The sequence below is a fragment of the Streptomyces sp. NPDC094448 genome, assembly GCF_044763775.1.
Classification (GTDB): Bacteria; Actinomycetota; Actinomycetes; order Streptomycetales; family Streptomycetaceae; genus Streptomyces.
Genome location: NZ_JBIWGU010000009.1, coordinates 55,091 through 73,717 on the forward strand (window position 1 = coordinate 55,091; position 18,627 = coordinate 73,717).

General features: G+C 73.4%; 15 protein-coding genes. 4 read left to right on the forward strand and 11 right to left on the reverse strand.

Annotation, left to right across the window (positions count from 1 at the left end; all coding sequences use genetic code 11):
* Positions 1 to 101: 101 nt before the first annotated feature.
* Complete coding sequence (locus tag ACIQ9E_RS18705) at positions 102 to 698, reverse strand: uridine kinase (protein WP_403708818.1); 597 nt, start codon at positions 696 to 698, stop codon at positions 102 to 104.
* Positions 699 to 878: 180 nt separating this feature from the next.
* On the opposite strand from ACIQ9E_RS18705, the gene ACIQ9E_RS18710 reads away from it, so the two are divergent.
* Entirely contained in the window at positions 879 to 1,412 is a 534-nt protein-coding gene (locus ACIQ9E_RS18710) for a hypothetical protein (protein WP_403708290.1), read from the forward strand.
* Between the two features lie 30 nt (positions 1,413 to 1,442).
* On the opposite strand, the gene ACIQ9E_RS18715 is transcribed toward ACIQ9E_RS18710, so the two are convergent.
* The 3 genes from ACIQ9E_RS18715 to ACIQ9E_RS18725 form a co-directional block, all read right to left on the reverse strand.
* Positions 1,443 to 2,759 (reverse strand): SWIM zinc finger family protein, encoded by a 1,317-nt coding sequence (locus ACIQ9E_RS18715; RefSeq protein ID WP_403708293.1) that lies wholly within the window; start codon positions 2,757 to 2,759, stop codon positions 1,443 to 1,445.
* The gene (locus ACIQ9E_RS18720) at positions 2,756 to 5,779 is read right to left on the reverse strand and encodes a DEAD/DEAH box helicase (protein ID WP_403708295.1); all 3,024 of its coding nucleotides are present in this window, start codon (positions 5,777 to 5,779) and stop codon (positions 2,756 to 2,758) included. Before ACIQ9E_RS18720 ends, ACIQ9E_RS18715 begins: the two co-directional genes overlap by 4 nt.
* A 156-nt stretch (positions 5,780 to 5,935) precedes the next feature.
* Positions 5,936 to 6,910, reverse strand: coding sequence for a slipin family protein (locus ACIQ9E_RS18725; RefSeq protein ID WP_403708298.1), 975 nt, complete (start codon positions 6,908 to 6,910; stop codon positions 5,936 to 5,938).
* 165 nt (positions 6,911 to 7,075) lie between these two features.
* Between ACIQ9E_RS18725 and ACIQ9E_RS18730 the strand changes: the two genes are divergently transcribed.
* Positions 7,076 to 7,384: a DUF6343 family protein gene (locus tag ACIQ9E_RS18730; protein ID WP_403708301.1), complete on the forward strand. Its 309-nt coding sequence runs from the start codon at positions 7,076 to 7,078 to the stop codon at positions 7,382 to 7,384.
* 18 nt (positions 7,385 to 7,402) lie between these two features.
* Here the strand turns inward: ACIQ9E_RS18730 and ACIQ9E_RS18735 are convergent, their stop codons facing one another.
* The 4 genes from ACIQ9E_RS18735 to rpsA form a co-directional block, all read right to left on the reverse strand.
* Complete coding sequence (locus ACIQ9E_RS18735; protein WP_403708304.1) at positions 7,403 to 7,816, reverse strand: tetratricopeptide repeat protein; 414 nt, start codon at positions 7,814 to 7,816, stop codon at positions 7,403 to 7,405.
* A gap of 84 nt (positions 7,817 to 7,900) precedes the next feature.
* Positions 7,901 to 8,509 carry a dephospho-CoA kinase gene (gene coaE, locus ACIQ9E_RS18740; RefSeq protein ID WP_403708307.1) on the reverse strand — a complete coding sequence of 203 codons (609 nt, stop codon included), beginning with the start codon at positions 8,507 to 8,509 and terminating at the stop codon, positions 7,901 to 7,903.
* Positions 8,510 to 8,640: 131 nt separating this feature from the next.
* On the reverse strand, positions 8,641 to 9,579 hold the full coding sequence (locus ACIQ9E_RS18745; protein WP_403708310.1) for a PAC2 family protein: 939 nt from the start codon (positions 9,577 to 9,579) through the stop codon (positions 8,641 to 8,643).
* A gap of 188 nt (positions 9,580 to 9,767) precedes the next feature.
* Entirely contained in the window at positions 9,768 to 11,258 is a 1,491-nt protein-coding gene (rpsA, locus tag ACIQ9E_RS18750) for a 30S ribosomal protein S1 (protein ID WP_006349896.1), read from the reverse strand.
* A 382-nt stretch (positions 11,259 to 11,640) separates the two neighbouring features.
* Between rpsA and ACIQ9E_RS18755 the strand changes: the two genes are divergently transcribed.
* Complete coding sequence (locus tag ACIQ9E_RS18755; protein ID WP_403708313.1) at positions 11,641 to 12,525, forward strand: class I SAM-dependent methyltransferase; 885 nt, start codon at positions 11,641 to 11,643, stop codon at positions 12,523 to 12,525.
* A 186-nt stretch (positions 12,526 to 12,711) separates the two neighbouring features.
* Positions 12,712 to 15,261, forward strand: a complete 2,550-nt coding sequence (hrpB, locus tag ACIQ9E_RS18760; protein WP_403708316.1) for an ATP-dependent helicase HrpB — start codon at positions 12,712 to 12,714, stop codon at positions 15,259 to 15,261.
* 235 nt (positions 15,262 to 15,496) lie between these two features.
* Here the strand turns inward: hrpB and ACIQ9E_RS18765 are convergent, their stop codons facing one another.
* From ACIQ9E_RS18765 to ACIQ9E_RS18775, 3 genes are all read right to left on the reverse strand, one after another.
* Positions 15,497 to 16,459: a DUF3068 domain-containing protein gene (locus ACIQ9E_RS18765; protein ID WP_403708319.1), complete on the reverse strand. Its 963-nt coding sequence runs from the start codon at positions 16,457 to 16,459 to the stop codon at positions 15,497 to 15,499.
* 10 nt (positions 16,460 to 16,469) lie between these two features.
* Positions 16,470 to 16,607, reverse strand: coding sequence for an SPW_0924 family protein (locus tag ACIQ9E_RS18770; protein WP_403708322.1), 138 nt, complete (start codon positions 16,605 to 16,607; stop codon positions 16,470 to 16,472).
* Between the two features lie 172 nt (positions 16,608 to 16,779).
* The gene (locus tag ACIQ9E_RS18775; RefSeq protein WP_403708325.1) at positions 16,780 to 18,564 is read right to left on the reverse strand and encodes a lytic transglycosylase domain-containing protein; all 1,785 of its coding nucleotides are present in this window, start codon (positions 18,562 to 18,564) and stop codon (positions 16,780 to 16,782) included.
* Positions 18,565 to 18,627: the final 63 nt, after the last annotated feature.

Genomic DNA, 18,627 nt, shown 5'->3' on the forward strand with positions numbered 1-18,627 from the left:
GACACGGCTCCCGGACGGCCGGACACGACCCCGGCCGGGGCGCCACTTCTCTGCGCACCGCCCCCTGGCGCCCGGTACGACCCCGTCCGGGGCGGAGCCGGTCAGCCCGGAACCGTCCACGCCGGGTGCCGGGGATCGTCGACCCGTACCAGGACATCGGCCGTCTCCTCCGGCCCCACCTCCTCCTCGTACCGCCGGAACGCGGGCAGCGTCCACTGCCCGGACCGCTCCGTCCTCCGGCGGAGCGCGGCCGGTGAGAGCCGCAGATGGACCGTCAGATCGAACGGGAAGCCGTGGCCGAGCAGAAACGGCCCGTGCAGCAGGAGCACTCCGCCGCGCGGCAGTTCCATCCGGGAGCTGCGCGTCGCCCGGTCGGTCGCCGGATCCCACAGATCGGGCAGCACCCGCCCCGTACCCCCGCTCTCCAGAGGACCGAACACCTCCCGCCACAGGGCGCCCGTGTCGAACCAGTCGCCGTAGTACGCATCGGGGTCCTCGCGCCCGTACTCGTACCGCAGGGACGCGGGGCGAAGGAATCCGGCGGTGCCGACGACGAGTCCGCGCCGCCCGCGCAACCGCAGCGCCTCCCCGATCCGGACGGCGAACTCCCCGCCGCCCGCCGCGGGCGCCCCGTCGATGCCGATGCGTACCCAGGAGGCCCTGCCCTCCGCCCCCGCGGAAGCGGCCCCGGCCGCCAGGGCCCGTTCGGTGACGGCCTCGGTCAGCCGCTCCCAGGTGATCGGTTCGAGTCTCGTCGGTTCATCATCGTCCAGGTCCGCCGTCGACCCGCATGGCGAGTACTCGCCATCCCGTCGGCGGGCGCCCGGGTACGGGCCCGGGTGGGCCGGGTCCGGCGGGGGGTGGGAGAGTTCTCCGTCATGACGGACCGCCCGCTGCTGCTCCTCGACGTCGACGGCCCCCTGAACCCTTTCGCGGCCCGCCTGCCCCGGCTGCGCGGCTACACCAGCCACCGGCTCCGTCCCGCCGTGTGGCTGGAGCGTCAGACGCCCGGCTCCCGCCGCCACCGGCGCGGGCTGCGGGTCCGGCTGAACCCCTCGCACGGCGCGCGGTTGACGGGGCTGCCGTACGAAACCGTATGGGCGTCGGCCTGGGCGCACGAGGCCAACAGCCTGATCTCGCCGAGGATCGGCCTGCCGGAGGACCTGCGGGTGGTGGAGTGGCCGGTACCTCCGGCCGCGGACCCCGGCGGGCTGTGCTGGAAGACGCGCCCGCTGCTGGAGTGGGCCGCCGGACATCCGTTCGCCTGGGTGGACGACATGCTGACGGAGCGGGATGCCGCGCATATCGCGGAACACCACGACGCCCCGGCGCTGTTGCTGCGGATACCGCCCCAGTGGGGTCTGCGGAACGCGGACTTCGCCCGCCTGCGCTCCTGGGCCGAAACCCTCTGAGCACCCGGACCGGGCTGGGCGGGGCGGGGTTCAGCGGCCGAGCAGTCCGGTGGCCGCCGCCACCGGGTCGCCGGCCGGCGTTCCGCGCGGCCACCACTCCTCGCGGCCCGGGTCGGATTCGTACCCGTACCACCATCCGTCCCGGCCCAGACGCAGTTGCAGGGCCGGGGTGGACAGCCGGTTGCGCCGGGGCCGGAAACCAGTGAGCCCGGCGGCCACCAGCGCAGGTCCGGCCCGGTCGAAGGGGCCCGCGGGCGGGTCCCAGGGCTCTTCCAGTACGGCCAGGGCTGCCTGCCCGCCCTGGCGCCAGGCGGCGACGGCGCGGGCGAGTTCGCCGGAGGTACGGCCGGTGGCCGCGGCCAGGTCGCGGTAGAGGGTGCGGCTGGAGGCGGTGAGCCCGGCGCCGGGGTGGGCCGCGGCCAGCCGGACGGTGTCCTGCCATGCGGTGAGCCCGGCGACGGGGTCCGTGCCGGTGGTGAGCAGGGCGTGGGCGCGGTGGACCGCCTCGGTCGCCAGCAGGTCGAGTGCGAGGGGGTCGGGGGCGCCGGGCAGTTCGGGGCAGGACGGGGCCCGGCCCGGCTGCGGCGGCGGGGGAAACGGCGGCGGCAGCGCGCCCGGCCGCCGACGGCTGCTCAGCACCGACTCCGCCGCAACGCCCGGCAGGGGCTCGGGTACCACGGCTCCCCCGGTGGCCGGGTCGGGGCGCCCGGCGGCCGAGGCGCGGGCATGGCGCCGGGCCAGTTCGGCGAGGATCTCCTGTTCGCCCCGGCCGCGCAGCAGGAACAGCGCGAACGGGTCCCGGTCCAGCAGCCCTGCCGTCCGATAGCAGAGGGCGGCGGCGTGCTTGCACGGGAAGCCGTCGTCGGGGCAGGAGCAGTCGGGGATCAGATCACCCCGGCCGGGCAGCAGATCGACGACGGCGGCGAGCGCCCGGGGCACGTCCCGGTCGAGGAGGGCGGCGAGATGCTCGGGCCGGGCCGCGGCCGTGTCGAGGAAGTCCTCCCACTCGCTGTCGGCGAGGGTCCGCAGCCCGACCCGGGTGCGGTACGGGCGGGGCCGGCCGCCGTGGACGTAGGCGGTGATCCGGCCCGGGGTGACGGTGATCGCATCGACCAGACCCCGGCGGGCGTACGCCTGCCCGCGGGCCAGCCGGGCGGGGTCCAGGGCGCTGTCCTCCAGCGCCCGTACCCAGGCCTCGCCCCACCAGCTCTCCGCGGCGGCGCCGGCCGGCCCCGGGGCCGCGGCGGGATAGGTGCGTCTGCGGTCGTCGGGCAGTGGGGGGCGTCGGCCCGCGGAACGGGCGCGGGACACGGCGGCCGTCCGGGGCCCGGTGGGCGGCGGGGTCATGGGCGCCTCCGGAGGGATACCAGGTCGGCCAGCTCGCGGTCGGTGAGTTCGGTGAGGGCGGTGTCGCCGGAGCCGAGTACGGCGTCCGCGAGGGCCCGTTTGGCGGCGAGGAGGGTGGCGATGCGGTCCTCCACGGTGCCTTCCGTGAGCAGCCGGTGCACCTGGACCGGCCGGGTCTGGCCGATCCGGTACGCACGGTCCGTGGCCTGCTCCTCGACGGCCGGGTTCCACCAGCGGTCGAAGTGGACGACGTGTCCGGCGCGGGTGAGGTTGAGTCCGGTGCCCGCCGCCTTGAGGGAGAGGACGAAGACGGGGACCTCGCCCGCCTGGAACCGGTCGACCATGCGCTCCCGTTCGGCGACGGGTGTGCCGCCGTGGAGCAGCTGAGCAGGGACGGCACGGGCGGCCAGATGATCCATCAGCAGCCGGGCCATGGTCACGTACTGGGTGAAGACGAGAACCGAGCCGTCCTCGGCGAGGATCGTGTCCAGCAGCTCGTCGAGGTGGGCGAGCTTTCCGGAGCGGCCCGTGAGCCGGACCGGGCCGACCGTGCCGCCCGCGGCCCGCGCCGGGCTCCCGCCGCCGTACTCCTTCAGATACTGCGCCGGGTGGTTGCAGATCTGTTTGAGGTCGGTGAGGAGCTTCATCACCAGGCCCCGGCGGGCGATGCCCTCGGCGGCGCCGATGGCCGCCATCGCCTCGCGGACCACCGCCTCGTAGAGCGACGCCTGCTCCCGGGTGAGGGCGACGACATGGTCCGACTCGGTCTTGGGCGGCAGCTCGGGCACGATACCGGGGTCGGTCTTCCGGCGGCGCAGCAGGAAGGGCCGGACCAGCCGGGCGAGCCGTTCCGCGGCGCCGTCCTCCTCGCCCAGCTCGACGGGGCGCGCATGCCGGGCCCGGAACGCCTTGAGGGGGCCGAGCAGCCCGGGGGTCGTCCAGTCCAGCAGGGCCCACAGCTCGGAGAGGTTGTTCTCGACGGGAGTGCCGGTGAGGGCGACCCGGGCGGGCGCGGGGATACGCCGCAGGGCTCTGGCGGTCGCGGAGTAGGGGTTCTTGATGTGCTGGGCCTCGTCGGCGACGATCATGCCCCAGTCCTGCCCGGCCAGCCGCTCCGCGCTGGTGCGCAGGGTGCCGTAGGTGGTGAGGACGAAGCCGCCGGGCACCTCGGGGAGGGACCGGCCGGCGCCGTGGTAGCGGTGGACCGGGGTGCCGGGGGCGAACCGGGCGATTTCCCGCTGCCAGTTGCCGAGCAGGGACGCGGGGCAGACCACCAGGGTGGGGGCGGTCCGGTCGCGGTGGAGGTGGAGGGCGATCACGGTGATCGTCTTGCCCAGGCCCATATCGTCGGCGAGGCAGCCGCCGAGGCCGAGTGAGGTCATCAGGTCCAGCCAGGCCAGACCGCGGAGCTGGTAGTCGCGGAGGGTGGCGGCCAGCGCCGGGGGCTGGGGCACGGCTTCCGGTCCGGTGACGATCCGGTCGCGCAGGGCGGCGAGAGCACCGGCCGGGACGGCTTCGACGATCTCGCCACCGGTCTCGACGGTGCCGGTCAGGGCCGCGCCGAGGGCTTCGGCGGGGCGCAGCAGCCCCAGTTCACGGGCGCGGACCTTGCGGACGAGATCGGGGTCCACGACCACCCACTGGTCGCGCAGGCGTACCAGGGGGCGGTGCGAGGCGGCCAGTTCGTCCATCTCGCGCTCGGTCAGCGGATCGCCGCCCAGCGCGAGCTGCCAGCCGAAGCGGAGCAGTTCGCCGCTGTCGAAGAAGGGGGTCCCGTCGGTCGCCGAGCCCGGCGCGGGCCGGACCACGGCCGTGGCCGTCAGCCCCCGGGCGAGTTCCCTGGGCCAGTGGACGGCCACCCCGGCGGCGTCCAGTCGCGGCGCCCCGGGGCCCAGCAGGTCGTACAGCTCCTCTTCCGAGAGCGGGAGGACATCGGGCACATCCCGGTCCAGCAGGGCGGCGAGAGGTGGCCAGGCACGGGCCGCGGCCCGCAGCGCCAGGACCGTGTCGATCCGCGACCGGGGCCCGAAGCCCGGCCCGCTCTCCCCCGCCCAGAGCCGGGCGGCATCGGTGACGAGCGTGGGATCGCCGAGGCTGTGCACCTGGACCACGGCTGCGCCCGCCCGGCGCAGCGCCCGCGCTCTCTGCGTACCGCCCGCCGCGGGGGCCCCGGTTGCGGTGGCGGGGGTGGTCTGCTCGGTCGTTTCGGTCGGGCCGGTCGCCTCGGTCGTGTCGGCCGGGCCGGTCGCCTCGGTCGTGTCGGTCGCCTCGGTCGTGTCGGTTGTGTCGGTTGTGTCGAAGAGGCGGAACGCGGACAGGTCGAGCCGGAGGGAGACCCTGACCCCGGCGTCCATGCCCTCGGCGGTCCGCTCCGCCCAGACGCGGGCCCCGGGCAGATGGTGGGCTCCCGGGGCGGCGAACGGGCCGCCCGCCGCATGGGCCGCGGCCGGGCTCCGGGGCAGGGTGTCGGCGACCGCGTCGAAGAAGGCCCGCACCAAGGCCTCGGGCCGGGGCAGGGCGAAAGGTCCCGGTCCCGGCAGCGGTGCAGCGTACGCCTCGTACGGCATGGCGGCTGCGATCGCCTGCAGTTGGGCGGTGTCCGCGGCGTCGAGGGGCCCGGCCCGCCAGACGTCGTGGTCGGCGGCGGTCAGTCCGGGGAGCAGCCTGCCGCGCGCCACGAGGTGCAGCGCGTGCAGCGCCGCCGCTCCCCAGCAGGCGGCGGCCGGGTGGGCGGCGGCGAGCCCCCGGGCGCGGATCAGTGACGGCAGGGCGTCGGCGACCGGGAGCAACAGCGCGGGGACCGTACGGCTGTGGACACCCTCACGGTCGTCGGGGGCGGGCCCGACGACCGTGAGGGTGTCCGCGGCGCCGTGCGGCGGGTCGCCCCCGGGCGCCCAGAACGCGACCTTGCCCTCGCGCGGCAGGGCCCCGGGCAGAAAGACGGCGGCCCAGGCGGGCGAGGGCTCCCCCGCCGCTGCCGCCCGGCTCAGGGGCGGCCTGGACGCGGTCGCGGACGTCATGGGTCACCTCCCGTCGCCGTGGGTCGGAGTCTCCCGGAGTGTTCCGGAGTGTTTCCGAGTGTCGTCGTCTCCGACGATACGGGTGGGGTACGACAACGAGCCGGGGCGCGGACATCCGGATACCCCGGACCGGCCGTACCGAGGGGATCCGGGAGGTCAGACGGCGGGCGGCAGTCTGCGCAGCCGGGGTGCCCGGCCCTCGGGCAGGTCGGGGTCCGGTCCGGGGGGCGCGGGCGGCACCGCGCGCTCCGGCGGAACCGGCGACTCCGCCTCGGGTACCGCTCCGGGGCCGGTCGGCGGTGGGGCGGGTTCTTCGGCAGCGGGCGGCACCGGGGGCGCCGCGGTCTCCGGGGCGGACCGTTCGAGCGGCGGCTGGGCCGCCCGTTCCAGGAAGCGCAGCAGTTCGACGGGGAACGGCAGCACCAGGGTGGAGTTCTTCTCCGCGGCGACGGCCACGACGGTCTGGAGCAGCCGGAGCTGCAGTGCCGCCGGCTCCTGCGACATGGCCCTGGCGGCCTCGGCCAGCTTTTTGGAGGCCTGGAATTCGGCATCGGCGTTGATCACCCTGGCACGCCGCTCCCGGTCCGCCTCCGCCTGACGCGCCATGGAGCGCTTCATCGCCTCGGGCAGGGACACGTCTTTGATCTCGACGCGGTCGATCTGGACTCCCCAGCCCATGGCCGGGCTGTCGATCATCAGCTCCAGGCCCTGGTTGAGCTTCTCGCGGTTGGAGAGCAGATCGTCGAGGTCGCTCTTGCCGATGATGGAGCGCAGCGAGGTCTGAGCCATCTGGGAGACGGCGAAGCGGTAGTCCTCCACCTCGATCAGGGCATCCGCCGCTTCGACGACCTTGAAGTAGACGACGGCGTCGACCCGGACGGTGACATTGTCCCGCGTGATGCCCTCCTGGGCGGGCACGGGCATGGTCACGATCTGCATATTCACCTTCTGCAGCCGGTCGACCATCGGAACGATCATGGTGAATCCGGGGCCGCGGATCCCACCGTGCAGACGGCCGAGCCGGAAGACCACACCCCGCTCGAACTGCTTGACCACTTTGGCCGCGGCGGCCGTATAGACCGTGAGAGCGGAGGCTGCGGCCACCACACCGATCACCAGCTCTTCGACCATGGGGCACCCCCTTCCGGTACGCCCGTTCTCCACGGTATGCCCGGACGGCGGCTCGGGCGAGGCCCGCGCCGGTGCCCCTCCGAACCGGTCCCGGGGCCGCCCTGCGGCCGGGCTTCCCCGGCCGGTCCGGTGGTGGGTGCATGCTGGAGAAGGAGAGGGGTTGCGATGCGTACGGGCAGTGAGCCGGCGACCGCGCGCAGTCCGCTGCGGATGCGGTTCTGGCTGAGTATCTGGGGTGTGATCTGGGCCGGCGGCGGCCTGGTGATCTTCCTGCTGACCTCGCACCCCCACTGGGCGGCGCTCTGCGGGGTGCTGCTGCTGATCGTCCTCGTCGATCTGGTGGTCGTGGTGCGGCATATCCGGCAGGGGCCGCACTATCAGCCGGGGCGGGACATCCCTCCGTACGAACCCGTGCACGAGGAACACCGGTCCGGGCCCGCCGGTCGGGACGACCCGCCCCACGACCCTCGGTGAGCCGGACCGCCGGGCGGATCAGTCTTCGGTGGACCCGGTGTCCCGGGCACCTCCACGGTCGGGGTGCGGATCGGGTTCGAAACGGGCCGCCTGGAGGTACTCCGGTCTGGGGTCGAGGGCGGCCGCCAGCCTGAAGTGACGTTTGGCCTGCTGAGGGCGGCCGGACCGCTCGAAGGTCCGGGCCAGGGCGAAGTGCGCGAAGGCGTTGTCGGGCTCCCGCTCCAGCACCAGCTCGAATTCGAGTTCGGCCGGGCGCAGTTGGGCGGCGGCGAAGAAGGCTCTGGCGCGCAGCAGACGTGCGGCCGTGTTCTCGGGGTGGGCCGCGATGACCGAATCCAGCAGCTTCACGGCACCGCGGGGGTCCCTCGCGGCGAGCAGTTGCTCCGCCGCGCGGTAGTCGATGACATGCGTGTGCGGATCGCTTGTGGGCACGGTCGAATCCTTCCCCTCGGCGCACCAATCCAACACCGGTCGCCCCGGAGCTATTCCGGGGCGGCGCACCGCGGGGGCCGGGCGTCAGCCGGATCCGCCGGCGGCCCGGCGGGTCAGCTCGGCCCACACTTCGCGCACCCGGGGCTCCAGTTCCTCGCGCGGACCGTCGTTGTCGATGATCAGGTCCGCAACGGCGCGCCGCTCCTCCCGGCCGGCCTGGGCGGCCATCCGGGCCCGTGCGTCGGACTCCGTCATACCCCGCAGCCGTACGAGACGGTCGAGCTGGGTCGCGGGGTCGGTATCGACCACGACCACGAGGTCGTACCGGGGGGCGAGTCCGTTCTCGGTCAGCAGGGGGACCTCGTGGACGACGACGGCGTCCGCGGGTGCCGCGTCGGCGAGTTCCTTCGAGCGGGCCGCGACCAAGGGGTGCACGATGGCGTTGAGCGCGCCCAGCCGCTCGGGGTCGGCGAAGACGACGGCGCCCAGTTTCGGCCGGTCCAGGCTTCCGTCGGGGCGGAGCATTCCGCTGCCGAACTCCGCGACGACGGCGGCCAGCCCTTCGGTACCCGGCTCCACGACCTCCCGGGCGATCAGGTCGGCGTCGATACGTACCGCGCCGTACGACTCCAGCAGCCGGGCGACTTCGCTCTTGCCGGCGCCGATTCCACCGGTCAGGCCTACAGACAGCATGAGCAGCAGCCTAAGTCATGGCTCCGTGCTCCGACGGGGTCGTGCCCCGGGGTTGTCCCGGGCCTGTGGGCCGCCTCCCCGCCCGTCATGGCGTCCCGGATGCCTCGGATGTCTCCGGCATTCCAGATGGCTCAGCTGTCGCCCTCACGCTCCGCGAGGAAACGCTCGAACTCCAGCCCGATCTCGTCGGCGGACGGCAGATCGACCGGCTCCGCGACGAGGTTGCCGCGGCTCTCGGCTCCCGCCATCGCGTCGTACTGGTGCTCCAGTCCCTGGACGAGGGCCGTCAGCTCTTCGTCGCCCTCGCCGATCTGGCGCTCGATTTCGTTCTGCGTGCGGTGGGCCGCGGTGCGCAGCTCGTGCGCGACCGCCGGGAGCACCAGACCGGTGGCTGCGGTGATCGCCTCCAGGGCGGTGAGCGCGGCATCGGGATAGGCGGAGCGGGCCACGTAGTGCGGCACATGAGCGGCGACTCCGAGGACGTCCTTCCCCGCCTTCATCAGCCGGTACTCGATGAGGGATTCGGCGCTGCCGGGAACCTGGGCCTCGTCGAAGGGGCTGCGGTGGCCGGGCATGAGATCCGTACGGTTGCCGTGCGGGGTCAGCCCGACCGGGCGGGTGTGCGGCACGCCCATGGGGATGCCGTGGAAGTTGACCGACAGCCGGACCCCGAGTCGCTCCACGATCTGGGCGACGGCGGCCGCGAACAGCTCCCACTCGACGTCCGGTTCCGGGCCGGACAGCAGCAGGAACGGCGCACCGGTGGTGTCCTGGATCAGCCGGACCTCGATGGCCGGGGTCTCGTAGGCCGTCCAGCGGTCGCGCCGGAAGGTCAGCAGGGGGCGGCGGGCCCGGTAGTCGACCAGCCGGTCGTGGTCGAAGCGGGCCACCAGTTGGTGCGGCAGGGTCGCCAGCAGATGGTCGACGATCTGTTCACCGGTCTCGCCCGCGTCGATGTAGCCCTCGAAGTGGTACAGCATGACCAGACCGGCCGACTCCTGCGCGAGCGCCATGTCGACAACGGCAAGGCCCTTGGGGTCCCATGTGTACAAATCCTGCGGATCAGCCACGATCACCGCTCCTCCTCGTGTTCTCCGTGAACAACGCGAGGTGACGGACGGGCATTCCCCCGGTACGGATCGAACACGCCGGGAAACCGGTGCGGGGACGGCGCGGAGCGTCCGCACCCATGCCACCGGGCCCGCCCCCCGAGGGGGACGGGCCCGGTGTTTCAGCCGTGGATCAGCGGGTCAGAGCCTCAGCTCTGGCCGCCGGCCAGCTTCTCGCGCAGGGCGGCGAGGGCCTCGTCCGACGCCAGGGCGCCGGAGTTGTCGTCCGACTCCGAGGAGTACGAACCGCCGGTCGGCGCAGCGGCCGGAGCGGCGGCGCCACCCTCGGCAGCGGCGGCCTCGTCGGCCTCGCGGGACTTGATGACCTGGGCCTGGTGCTGCTCGAAGCGCTGCTGCGCCTCGGCGTACTGGGTCTCCCAGGCCTCGCGCTGGGTCTCGAAGCCCGCCAGCCAGTCGTTGGTCTCCGGGTCGAAGCCCTCGGGGTAGATGTAGTTCCCCTGGTCGTCGTAGGACGCGGCCATGCCGTAGAGGGTCGGGTCGAACTCGACCGACGCCGGGTCGGCACCGAAGGACTCGTTGGCCTGCTTCAGCGACAGCGAGATCCGGCGACGCTCCAGGTCGATGTCGATGACCTTGACGAAGATCTCGTCGTTGACCTGGACGACCTGCTCCGGGATCTCCACGTGGCGCTCGGCCAGCTCGGAGATGTGGACCAGGCCCTCGATGCCCTCGTCGACGCGGACGAACGCACCGAACGGAACCAGCTTGGTGACCTTGCCGGGGACGACCTGGCCGATCTGGTGGGTGCGGGCGAACTGCTGCCACGGGTCTTCCTGGGTCGCCTTCAGCGACAGGGAGACGCGCTCGCGGTCCATGTCGACGTCCAGGACCTCGACCGTGACCTCCTGGCCGACCTCGACAACCTCGGACGGGTGGTCGATGTGCTTCCAGGACAGCTCCGAGACGTGGACCAGACCGTCGACGCCACCCAGGTCCACGAAGGCACCGAAGTTGACGATCGAGGACACCACACCGGACCGGACCTGGCCCTTCTGGAGGGTGGTGAGGAAGGTCTGGCGGACCTCGGACTGGGTCTGCTCCAGCCAGGCACGGCGGGACAGGACCACGTTGTTGCGGTTCTTGTCCAGCTCGATGATCTTGGCGTCGAGCTCCTTGCCGACGTACGGCTGGAGGTCGCGGACACGGCGCATCTCGACCAGGGAGGCCGGGAGGAAGCCGCGGAGGCCGATGTCGAGGATGAGACCACCCTTGACGACCTCGATGACGGTACCGGTGACGATCCCGTCCTCTTCCTTGATCTTCTCGATGGTGCCCCAGGCACGCTCGTACTGGGCGCGCTTCTTCGAGAGGATCAGGCGGCCTTCCTTGTCCTCCTTCTGAAGGACCAGGGCCTCGATCTCGTCGCCGACCTTGACGACCTCGTTCGGGTCGACGTCGTGCTTGATCGAGAGCTCGCGGCTCGGGATAACACCTTCGGTCTTGTAACCGATGTCGAGCAGGACCTCGTCCCGGTCGACCTTCACGATGACGCCGTCGACGATGTCGCCGTCGTTGAAGTACTTGATCGTCTCGTCGATCGCGGCGAGGAAGGCTTCCTCGTTACCGATGTCGTTGACCGCTACCTGCGGAGTGGCGGTGGTCTCGGTGCTGCTCGTCATGTGGGAAAGGGCTCCGGTACGGACATTGAAGTCGTAGGTACTGCTACGCCGAGAGCCCGTATCGCATGCTGCAAGAAGCCGAACCGCGTAGAGGCGCGGGACCGGCCGCCGTCCGGGGCCCGAGAGCGCCCGGACGAAACGACTCCGTCCGGAGGCGCCTCGTGAACCGAGGGGACATACATCACAGATGCGAGCGGCCTACTCCGTCCGAGGCACGCAGGCCCGCAGCGCAACTTGTAGCATACGGGGGCAGCCGAAGGCGGTCAATGCGCGAAGGCGCACACCGGGGGCGGATCGCCCCAATCCCGGCACAACTGAGGTTTGCGGAGGCCGTCATGGCCGCCGATCGGCAATCCGAACGCAAACTACAACGACGGTGAACATGAGCCAAGACGTCCAAGGTCCCGCATATCCGTCCGGCAGACTGGAGGCAGACCGGAGGCCGGGCACGGCCGGTCCGGCGGGCGCACCGGAGCCGGAGCCCGAGGCCACCCGCCGTGACGCGGGGGCCACCGAGAGCAGCCGGGCGAACCGGGGCTGGTGGGACCGGAACGCCGACGAGTACCAGCACGATCACGGCGCGTTCCTGGGAGACGACCGCTTCGTCTGGGGCCCCGAGGGGCTCGACGAGGAGGACGCCGCACTGCTCGGTCCGCGCGAAGCGCTCAAGGGCCTGGACGTTCTGGAGATCGGGGCCGGCGCGGCGCAGTGCTCCCGCTGGCTGGCGGCGCAGGGGGCGCGCCCGGTGGCGCTGGACCTCTCCCACCGCCAGTTGCAGCACGCGCTGCGGATCGGCGGCGGGCCGGTGCTGGTGGAGGGGGACGCGGGTGCGCTGCCCTTCCGCGACGGCTCCTTCGACCTGGCGTGCTCCGCCTATGGAGCGGTGCCGTTCGTCGCGGATCCGGTGGCCGTCTTCACCGAGGTGCGCCGGGTGCTGCGACCCGGCGGACGCTGGGTCTTCTCGGTCACGCATCCGATCCGCTGGGCCTTCCCGGACGAACCCGGACCCGAGGGGCTGAGCATCTCCGCGTCCTACTTCGACCGGACGCCGTACGTCGAGCAGGACGAGGAGGGGCGCGCGGTCTACGTGGAGCACCACCGGACGATCGGCGACCGGGTCCGGGACGTGGTGGCGGGCGGCTTCCGGCTGGTGGACCTGGTGGAGCCGGAGTGGCCGGCGTGGAACGCCCAGGAGTGGGGCGGCTGGTCCCCGCTGAGGGGAAATCTGATTCCGGGTACGGCGATCTTCGTTTGCGTCCGGGACTGAGGACCGGGGTGCGGCCGGGGTCCCCCTCCGGGCGGCGGCCTCCGGGCGGCGGCCTCCGGGCGGCGGCCTCCGGGCGGCGGCCTCCACCCCTCCCTTTTCTTTTCATATTTTCTTATAAACCGCTGAATCCGTCGGGGCGGTGGACAACCCGCGGCGCGGTTCTCGGGGAACGACCAGACTGAGCGCATGATCCGAACCGAGGCAATCGACCGGCTCCCGGTCCGCCACTGCGTCCCCGAGCTGCTGGCCGCGCTCGACGAGCACGGCACCGCGGTACTGCACGCGCCCCCGGGCACGGGCAAGACGACGCTGGTGCCGATGGCGCTGGCCGGGCTGGTCGGGACCGGCCGGCGGCGCCGGGTGCTGGTCGCGGAGCCGCGGCGGATGGCGGTGCGCGCCGCGGCCCGGCGGATGGCCTGGCTGCTGGGCCAGGAGGTCGGTGAGGCCGTCGGTTATACGGTCCGGGGCGAGCGGCGGGTCGGCGGGGGAACCCTGGTCGAGGTCGTGACCACGGGGGTGCTGCTCCAGCGTCTCCAGCGCGATCCCGAGCTGGCGGATGTGGACACGGTCCTGCTCGACGAGTGCCATGAGCGCCATCTCGATGCCGATACGGCACTGGCCTTCCTGGTGGATGTGCGGGCCGCGCTCCGGCCGGAGCTGGAGCTGATCGCGGCCTCCGCGACCACCGATACGGAGGCCTGGGCCCGGTTGCTGACCTCGTTGGACGGTTCCGGTCCCGCTCCCGTGGTCCGGGGCCGCGGCGAGGGCTTCGGCTGCGAGGTGCACTTCGCGCCGCCGCCGGCCGGGATCCGGCCCGCCCATGGGACCCGGGTGGATCCGGCCCTGCTCCGGCATATCGCGGCGACCGTGCGTCTGGCGCTCGCCCGGCACGAGGGGGACGTTCTCTGCTTTCTGCCGGGCACGGGGGAGATCGCCCGGACGGCCGGGCTGCTGGACGGGGTGGAGGCCGAGGTCCTCCAGCTGCACGGGCGGGCACCGGCCGCGGTCCAGGACGCGGTGCTGCGGGGCGGCGGTGAGCGGCGGCGGGTGGTGCTGGCCACTTCGGTCGCGGAGTCGAGCCTGACGGTTCCCGGGGTGCGGATCGTGGTGGATTCGGGGCTGGCCCGGGAGCCGCGGACCGATCATGCGCGGGGGCTCGGATCACTGACGACGGTTCCGGTGTCGGCGGCGGGGGCGGCCCAGCGGCTGGGCCGGGCCGGGCGTGAGGCCCCCGGCACGGTGTACCGCTGCTGGGCCGAGGCCGAGGAGGGTCGGCGGGCCCGATTCCCCGCGCCGGAGATCAGTGTCGCGGATCTGACGGGGTTCGCCCTGCGGGTGGCCTGCTGGGGCGACCCGTCGGCGGAGGGGCTGGCCCTGTTGGACGCACCGCCCGGTGGGGCGATGGCCGCCGCGGGCGCGGTCCTGCGGGCCGTCGGCGCGGTGGACCGGGAGGGCAGGGCGACGGAGCGCGGGGTGCTGATGGCCCGGCTCGGGGTGCATCCCCGGCTCGGCCGGGCTCTGCTGGACGGCGCGGGGAAGGTCGGTGCGGGCCGGGCCGCGGAGGTGGTGGGGCTGCTCAGTGAGGAGCCGCCCCGGGAGTACGGCGACGATCTGGCGACCGCCTGGCGGACGGCCCGGCGGGGCGGTGACGGCTATGCGGGTCGCTGGCGCGCCGAGGTGCGGCGGCTGGAGTCGGCGCTGGCGGCGGTGGGCCCGGCCGGTCGCGGGGCCGGGCGGCAGGCGGGCGGCGGACTGTCGGACGATGCGGTCGCCGGGCTGGTCACGGCACTGGCGTTCCCGGAGCGGGTGGCGCGTTCCCGGGGAGAGGGGTCGTTCCTGATGGCCTCGGGCACCCGTGGGGAGGTCGGGGCGGGTTCGGTGCTGCGGGGCGCTCCCTGGCTGGCGGTCGCGGTGGCGGACCGGCCCGCTTCGGCCGCCTCGGCCCGGGTGAGGCTGGCCGCGGTCGTCGAGGAGGGGACCGCTCGGGTGGCCGCCGGTCATCTGCTGGTATCCGAGGAGCAGGTGCACTGGGAGGACGGTGAGGTCGTCGCCCGGAGCGTGCGGAGACTGGGGGCGGTGGAGCTGTCGGCGCGACCGCTGCCGGATCCCGATCCGGGGCTGCTGCGGGCCGCGGTGCTCGACGGGCTGCGCCGGGAGGGGGTCGGGCTGCTGCACTGGACGCGGGACGCCCGGGGGCTGCGGGAGCGGCTGGCCTTTCTCCACCGGGTGGTGGGGGACCCCTGGCCGGATACGGGGGACGCGGCCCTGCTGGACCGGGCCGGGGAGTGGCTGGAGCCCGAACTCTCCCGGGTGCGGCGGCGGACCGATCTGGGCCGGATCCACGCGGAGCCGTGTCTGCGGAGGCTGTTGCCGTGGGCGAGCGGTGAGGCCGCCCGTCTGGACCGGCTGGCACCGGAGCGGATCGCGGTGCCGAGCGGCTCCCTGATGCGGGTGGACTACGGCGGGGACCAGCCGGTGCTGGCGGTGAAGCTCCAGGAGCTGTTCGGGCTGGAGTCGACGCCGGAGGTGGCCGGGGTGCCGGTGCTGGTGCATCTGCTCTCACCGGCCGGGCGGCCGGTTGCGGTGACCGCGGATCTGGCTTCGTTCTGGCGGGACGGCTACCGCTCGGTGCGGGCGGAGCTGCGGGGCCGGTATCCGAAGCACCCCTGGCCGGAGGATCCGTCGAAGGCCGAGCCCACCCGGCATACCCGGGCCCGTGCGGCCCGGGACGGCTGACGGCGCGCCGGGCCCGGCGGCATCGGGCGAGCGGGGTCATCCGGCGGGAGCGGCCGGGCGGGCAGTCCCCTGGGGGACGGGCGGGGCCATCCGGTGGAGGCCGGTGGGGGCATCCGGCGGGAGCCGCCGGGCAGGCAGTCCCCTGGGGGGCGGGCGGGCTTATCCGGTGGAGGCCGGTGGGGGCATCGGGCGGGAGCGGTCGGGCGGGAGCCATCCGGTGGGGGGACGGGCGGGGTTATCCGGTGGGGGCCGCCGGGCGGCGGGCGCGGGCCTCCAGGAGGAAGGCCAGGGCCAGCAGCGTCAGCGCCAGGGCGAGAAAGCCCCGGGGCAGGTAGGAGGTCATCAGCAGGACGAGCAGCCGCTGGTCCCTGACCAGTTCGACGGTGTGGTCGAGGTAGTCGGGGCGCATCTTCACATGGCCTTCGAAGGCGGTGACCCGGTCCCGGCCGCCGAGGAGGGTCCCGCCGCGCAGCTCCTCCTTGTGGACTTCCTCGCCGTTGACAGGCGCCCCGGTGACGGGGTCCACCCAGAACATGCGCTTGGTGGTGTACCAGCGGGTGGTGCCGGTCTGCTTCTCCAGCGTCGTGGCGTCGACTCCGGGAATGGGCATCTTCTTGGGGAAGGGGACCTTGGTCCAGGGCACGGTCTGTTCGAAGTAGTAGACGTCGAGCCCGCGGAAGGTGCGGGTGCCCCGGTAGTGGATAGGGGCGGAGGTGCGGGTCTGTGCGTCGAAGTACCGATAGTCCCGTTTCTCCGTGAGGAAGGGCCATTTGTACTCGATGCCCTCCCGCCGTACGGGGTCGCCGTCGACGGATTCGCCGCCGGCGTGGACGGGCGCCTGGCTGTGGGCGTCGAAGACATAGCGTTCGGGGATCTGGGAGACCAGCTTCCCGTCGGGCCCCTGGACATGGGTGAGGGCGTCCCAGACGACGGTGGAGCGGCCGGAGTCGCGTTCGATCCTCTCGGACTCCTCCACATTGCCCTTGAGGGTCTGGACGATGGTGATCTTCTCGACCCGTTCGGCCCGGAGGGTGCCGTAGTTCAGCAGGGTCGCGGGCCGGGCTTCCAGGACGATCTCCTGGTACTGGCCCGGGGGGACCTTGACGAGCCGGGGGAAGGCGTAGAAGCGCAGCAGAGGGCAGAGCGCGGCGAAGAAGACGGCGAGGGAGAGCAGCACGAGTCCGGCGCGGCGGCGCATGACCGGCCCCCTATTCCTTGGGGCCGGGAACGGTGGTCAGCAGGGGCCGGGGCGAGGTCTCCCCCGGTGGCGCGCCGATCGCGGTGACGGTGAGGACGAGGGCGACGGCGGCGGCCAGTCCGATGGCGGCGGCGGCGAGGGCGCGCATGCTCGGCCTCCCGGTGGTCGGATCACAGGAACCTGACACATCGTCAGGTCAGGTCCGGGCACCGTAGCAATCGGGCCGTGAGATGAGAACCCGCGGCCCGACCGGAGCCGGGCAACGGCATCGCCCCTCCGCCGGGTCCGGCGAAGGGGCGAAGGGTGCCCGGTGGCGGGCGTCAGGGCGCCGTTGCCGTGGCGGAGGCGCTCGGGGAGGGCGTCGGTGCCGGGTCCGCGGCGACCGTGAGGTCGATCGTCAGAACGGCGCCGCCCACCAGTGCCAGCTTGAGCTGGAAGGTGCCGGCCAGATCGTCGGCGTACAGCTCGGGGAGGGTGAGCGTTCCGTCGGCGGCCGTGGTCAGCCCGCCGAGGATGTTCAGCCGGGTGCCGTCGGGGCCCTTGAAGTAGGGGCCCTTCTCGGCGGGCACGAATACCCCGTCGGCGTCCTCGGTGAGGATGGAGGCGACGGCGGTCACCCCGGGGGCGACGGTGTCGCGGTAGGTCGCCTCGACGGCGATCCGGTGGGCGAACGCGGTACCCGGGGCGGCGGTCAGCTCCTTCTCGTCCAGCCGGACGACCCGGTCCGCGGATCGCGCCGTGACCTTGCCGCGGAAGCCGACGGCGGACGGCTTCGGGGCGACGGTCGTGGCGCGCAGGATGAAGGTTCCGGTGCGGTCACCCGCCTCCAGCACCGGCGCGGTGACCGTGCCGTCGGCGGCGGTGCGCAGGACGACGCTCCGCTTGCCCCCGGCGAAGACGGTCGCCGTCGTACCGGAGATCTCGAAGCGGACCTCCTGCCCGGCGGTGGGCCGTCCCTCGGTCTTCACCCGGACGGTGACCCGTTCCGTCATATCCCGGCCCGCCATGGCGGTCAGGGCGCCGGTGCCGGCGTTCTCCAGGACGGGGACCGGGGCGGGCTTCGGCGGCGGGGTGGTCGGGGGCTTGGGCTTCCCGGGCGGCTGGGCGGGTCCGGGCGACGGGGTCTTCCCGGGCTGCTTGCCACCGGGCTCGGCGGGCTCCTTGGCGGGTCCGCCGGTGCCTCCGCCGCCCTGGGACGGCGCGGTGGTGCCGCCGTCCGTACCGCTGCCGCTGCCCGTGCTGCCGCTGTCCGGAGTGTCGGAGCCGGGCTGGACTCCGCTTCCGTCGGGGACCTGGTGGGTGCCCTTCTTGTAGTACTCGAACCAGGACAGGACCGTGTTCAGATACGCGCGGGAGCGGTTGTAGCCCAGGATCGCCCGTTCGAGGTCGTTCGCTTTGGTCAGGTCCCGGTCGTTGGCGCAGAGGTAGCGGCCCGCGGCGAGGGCCGCGTCGTAGATGTTGTTGGGGTCCTTGCGGCCGTCGCCGTTGGCGTCCTGGCCCCAGGTGGCCCAGGTGGAGGGGATGAACTGCATCGGTCCGACGGCCCGGTCGTAGACCGTGTCGCCGTCGTAGGCGCCGTTGTCGGTGTCGGGGATGTTGGCGAAGCCCACACCGTTGAGGACCGGTCCACGGATCGGGGAGAGCGTGGTGCCGTTGGCGTCGACCCGGCCGCCGCGGGCCTGGCCCGACTCCACCTTGCCGATCGCGGCCAGCAGTTGCCAGGGGACCTTGCAGCCCGGGTCCGAGGAGGCGATCGTCTGCTCGGCACGCTTGTAGGCGGCGAGGACGGTCGCGGGTATGCCCGCCTCGGCGGTGCCGGACGGGCTGATGCCGCCCGGGGTGCCTTCCGTACCGGGCGCGGCGCCCGCCGGGGTAGGGGACTTCAGCGGCGGGAGGTCGGTGTAGTAAGGAGAGTCTCCGGTGACGGGGGTGCCGGGCGGCGGGGTTGCCTCATCGGTCACATCGTCCTGCGCCCCGTGGCTGTCACCCGAGACGGTGTGCGTGACGCCCGGCGCCTGTGAGGCCGAGAGCGCGGCCACTGCGGCGGCGGCCACGGCTGTGGTGGTCGCCCCCCTGCGCAGTCGGCGGCCGAAGTGCGCTGCCATACCTTGTCCCCTCCCCGAGACGATTCCCCCTGCTCCGCGTACGCGTCGACCCAGCCGACCCTA

Coding starts and splice junctions, on each gene's coding strand:
- hrpB (WP_403708316.1), top strand. CDS start 12,712: ATGATCCGAACCGAGGCAATCGACCGGCTCCCGGTCCGCCACTGCGTC.
- ACIQ9E_RS18725 (WP_403708298.1), bottom strand. CDS start 6,910: ATGGTCGAAGAGCTGGTGATCGGTGTGGTGGCCGCAGCCTCCGCTCTC.
- ACIQ9E_RS18770 (WP_403708322.1), bottom strand. CDS start 16,607: ATGCGCGCCCTCGCCGCCGCCGCCATCGGACTGGCCGCCGCCGTCGCC.
- ACIQ9E_RS18715 (WP_403708293.1), bottom strand. CDS start 2,759: ATGACCCCGCCGCCCACCGGGCCCCGGACGGCCGCCGTGTCCCGCGCC.
- rpsA (WP_006349896.1), bottom strand. CDS start 11,258: ATGACGAGCAGCACCGAGACCACCGCCACTCCGCAGGTAGCGGTCAAC.
- ACIQ9E_RS18710 (WP_403708290.1), top strand. CDS start 879: ATGACGGACCGCCCGCTGCTGCTCCTCGACGTCGACGGCCCCCTGAAC.
- ACIQ9E_RS18755 (WP_403708313.1), top strand. CDS start 11,641: ATGAGCCAAGACGTCCAAGGTCCCGCATATCCGTCCGGCAGACTGGAG.
- ACIQ9E_RS18720 (WP_403708295.1), bottom strand. CDS start 5,779: ATGACGTCCGCGACCGCGTCCAGGCCGCCCCTGAGCCGGGCGGCAGCG.
- ACIQ9E_RS18765 (WP_403708319.1), bottom strand. CDS start 16,459: ATGCGCCGCCGCGCCGGACTCGTGCTGCTCTCCCTCGCCGTCTTCTTC.
- ACIQ9E_RS18730 (WP_403708301.1), top strand. CDS start 7,076: ATGCGTACGGGCAGTGAGCCGGCGACCGCGCGCAGTCCGCTGCGGATG.
- ACIQ9E_RS18775 (WP_403708325.1), bottom strand. CDS start 18,564: ATGGCAGCGCACTTCGGCCGCCGACTGCGCAGGGGGGCGACCACCACA.
- coaE (WP_403708307.1), bottom strand. CDS start 8,509: ATGCTGTCTGTAGGCCTGACCGGTGGAATCGGCGCCGGCAAGAGCGAA.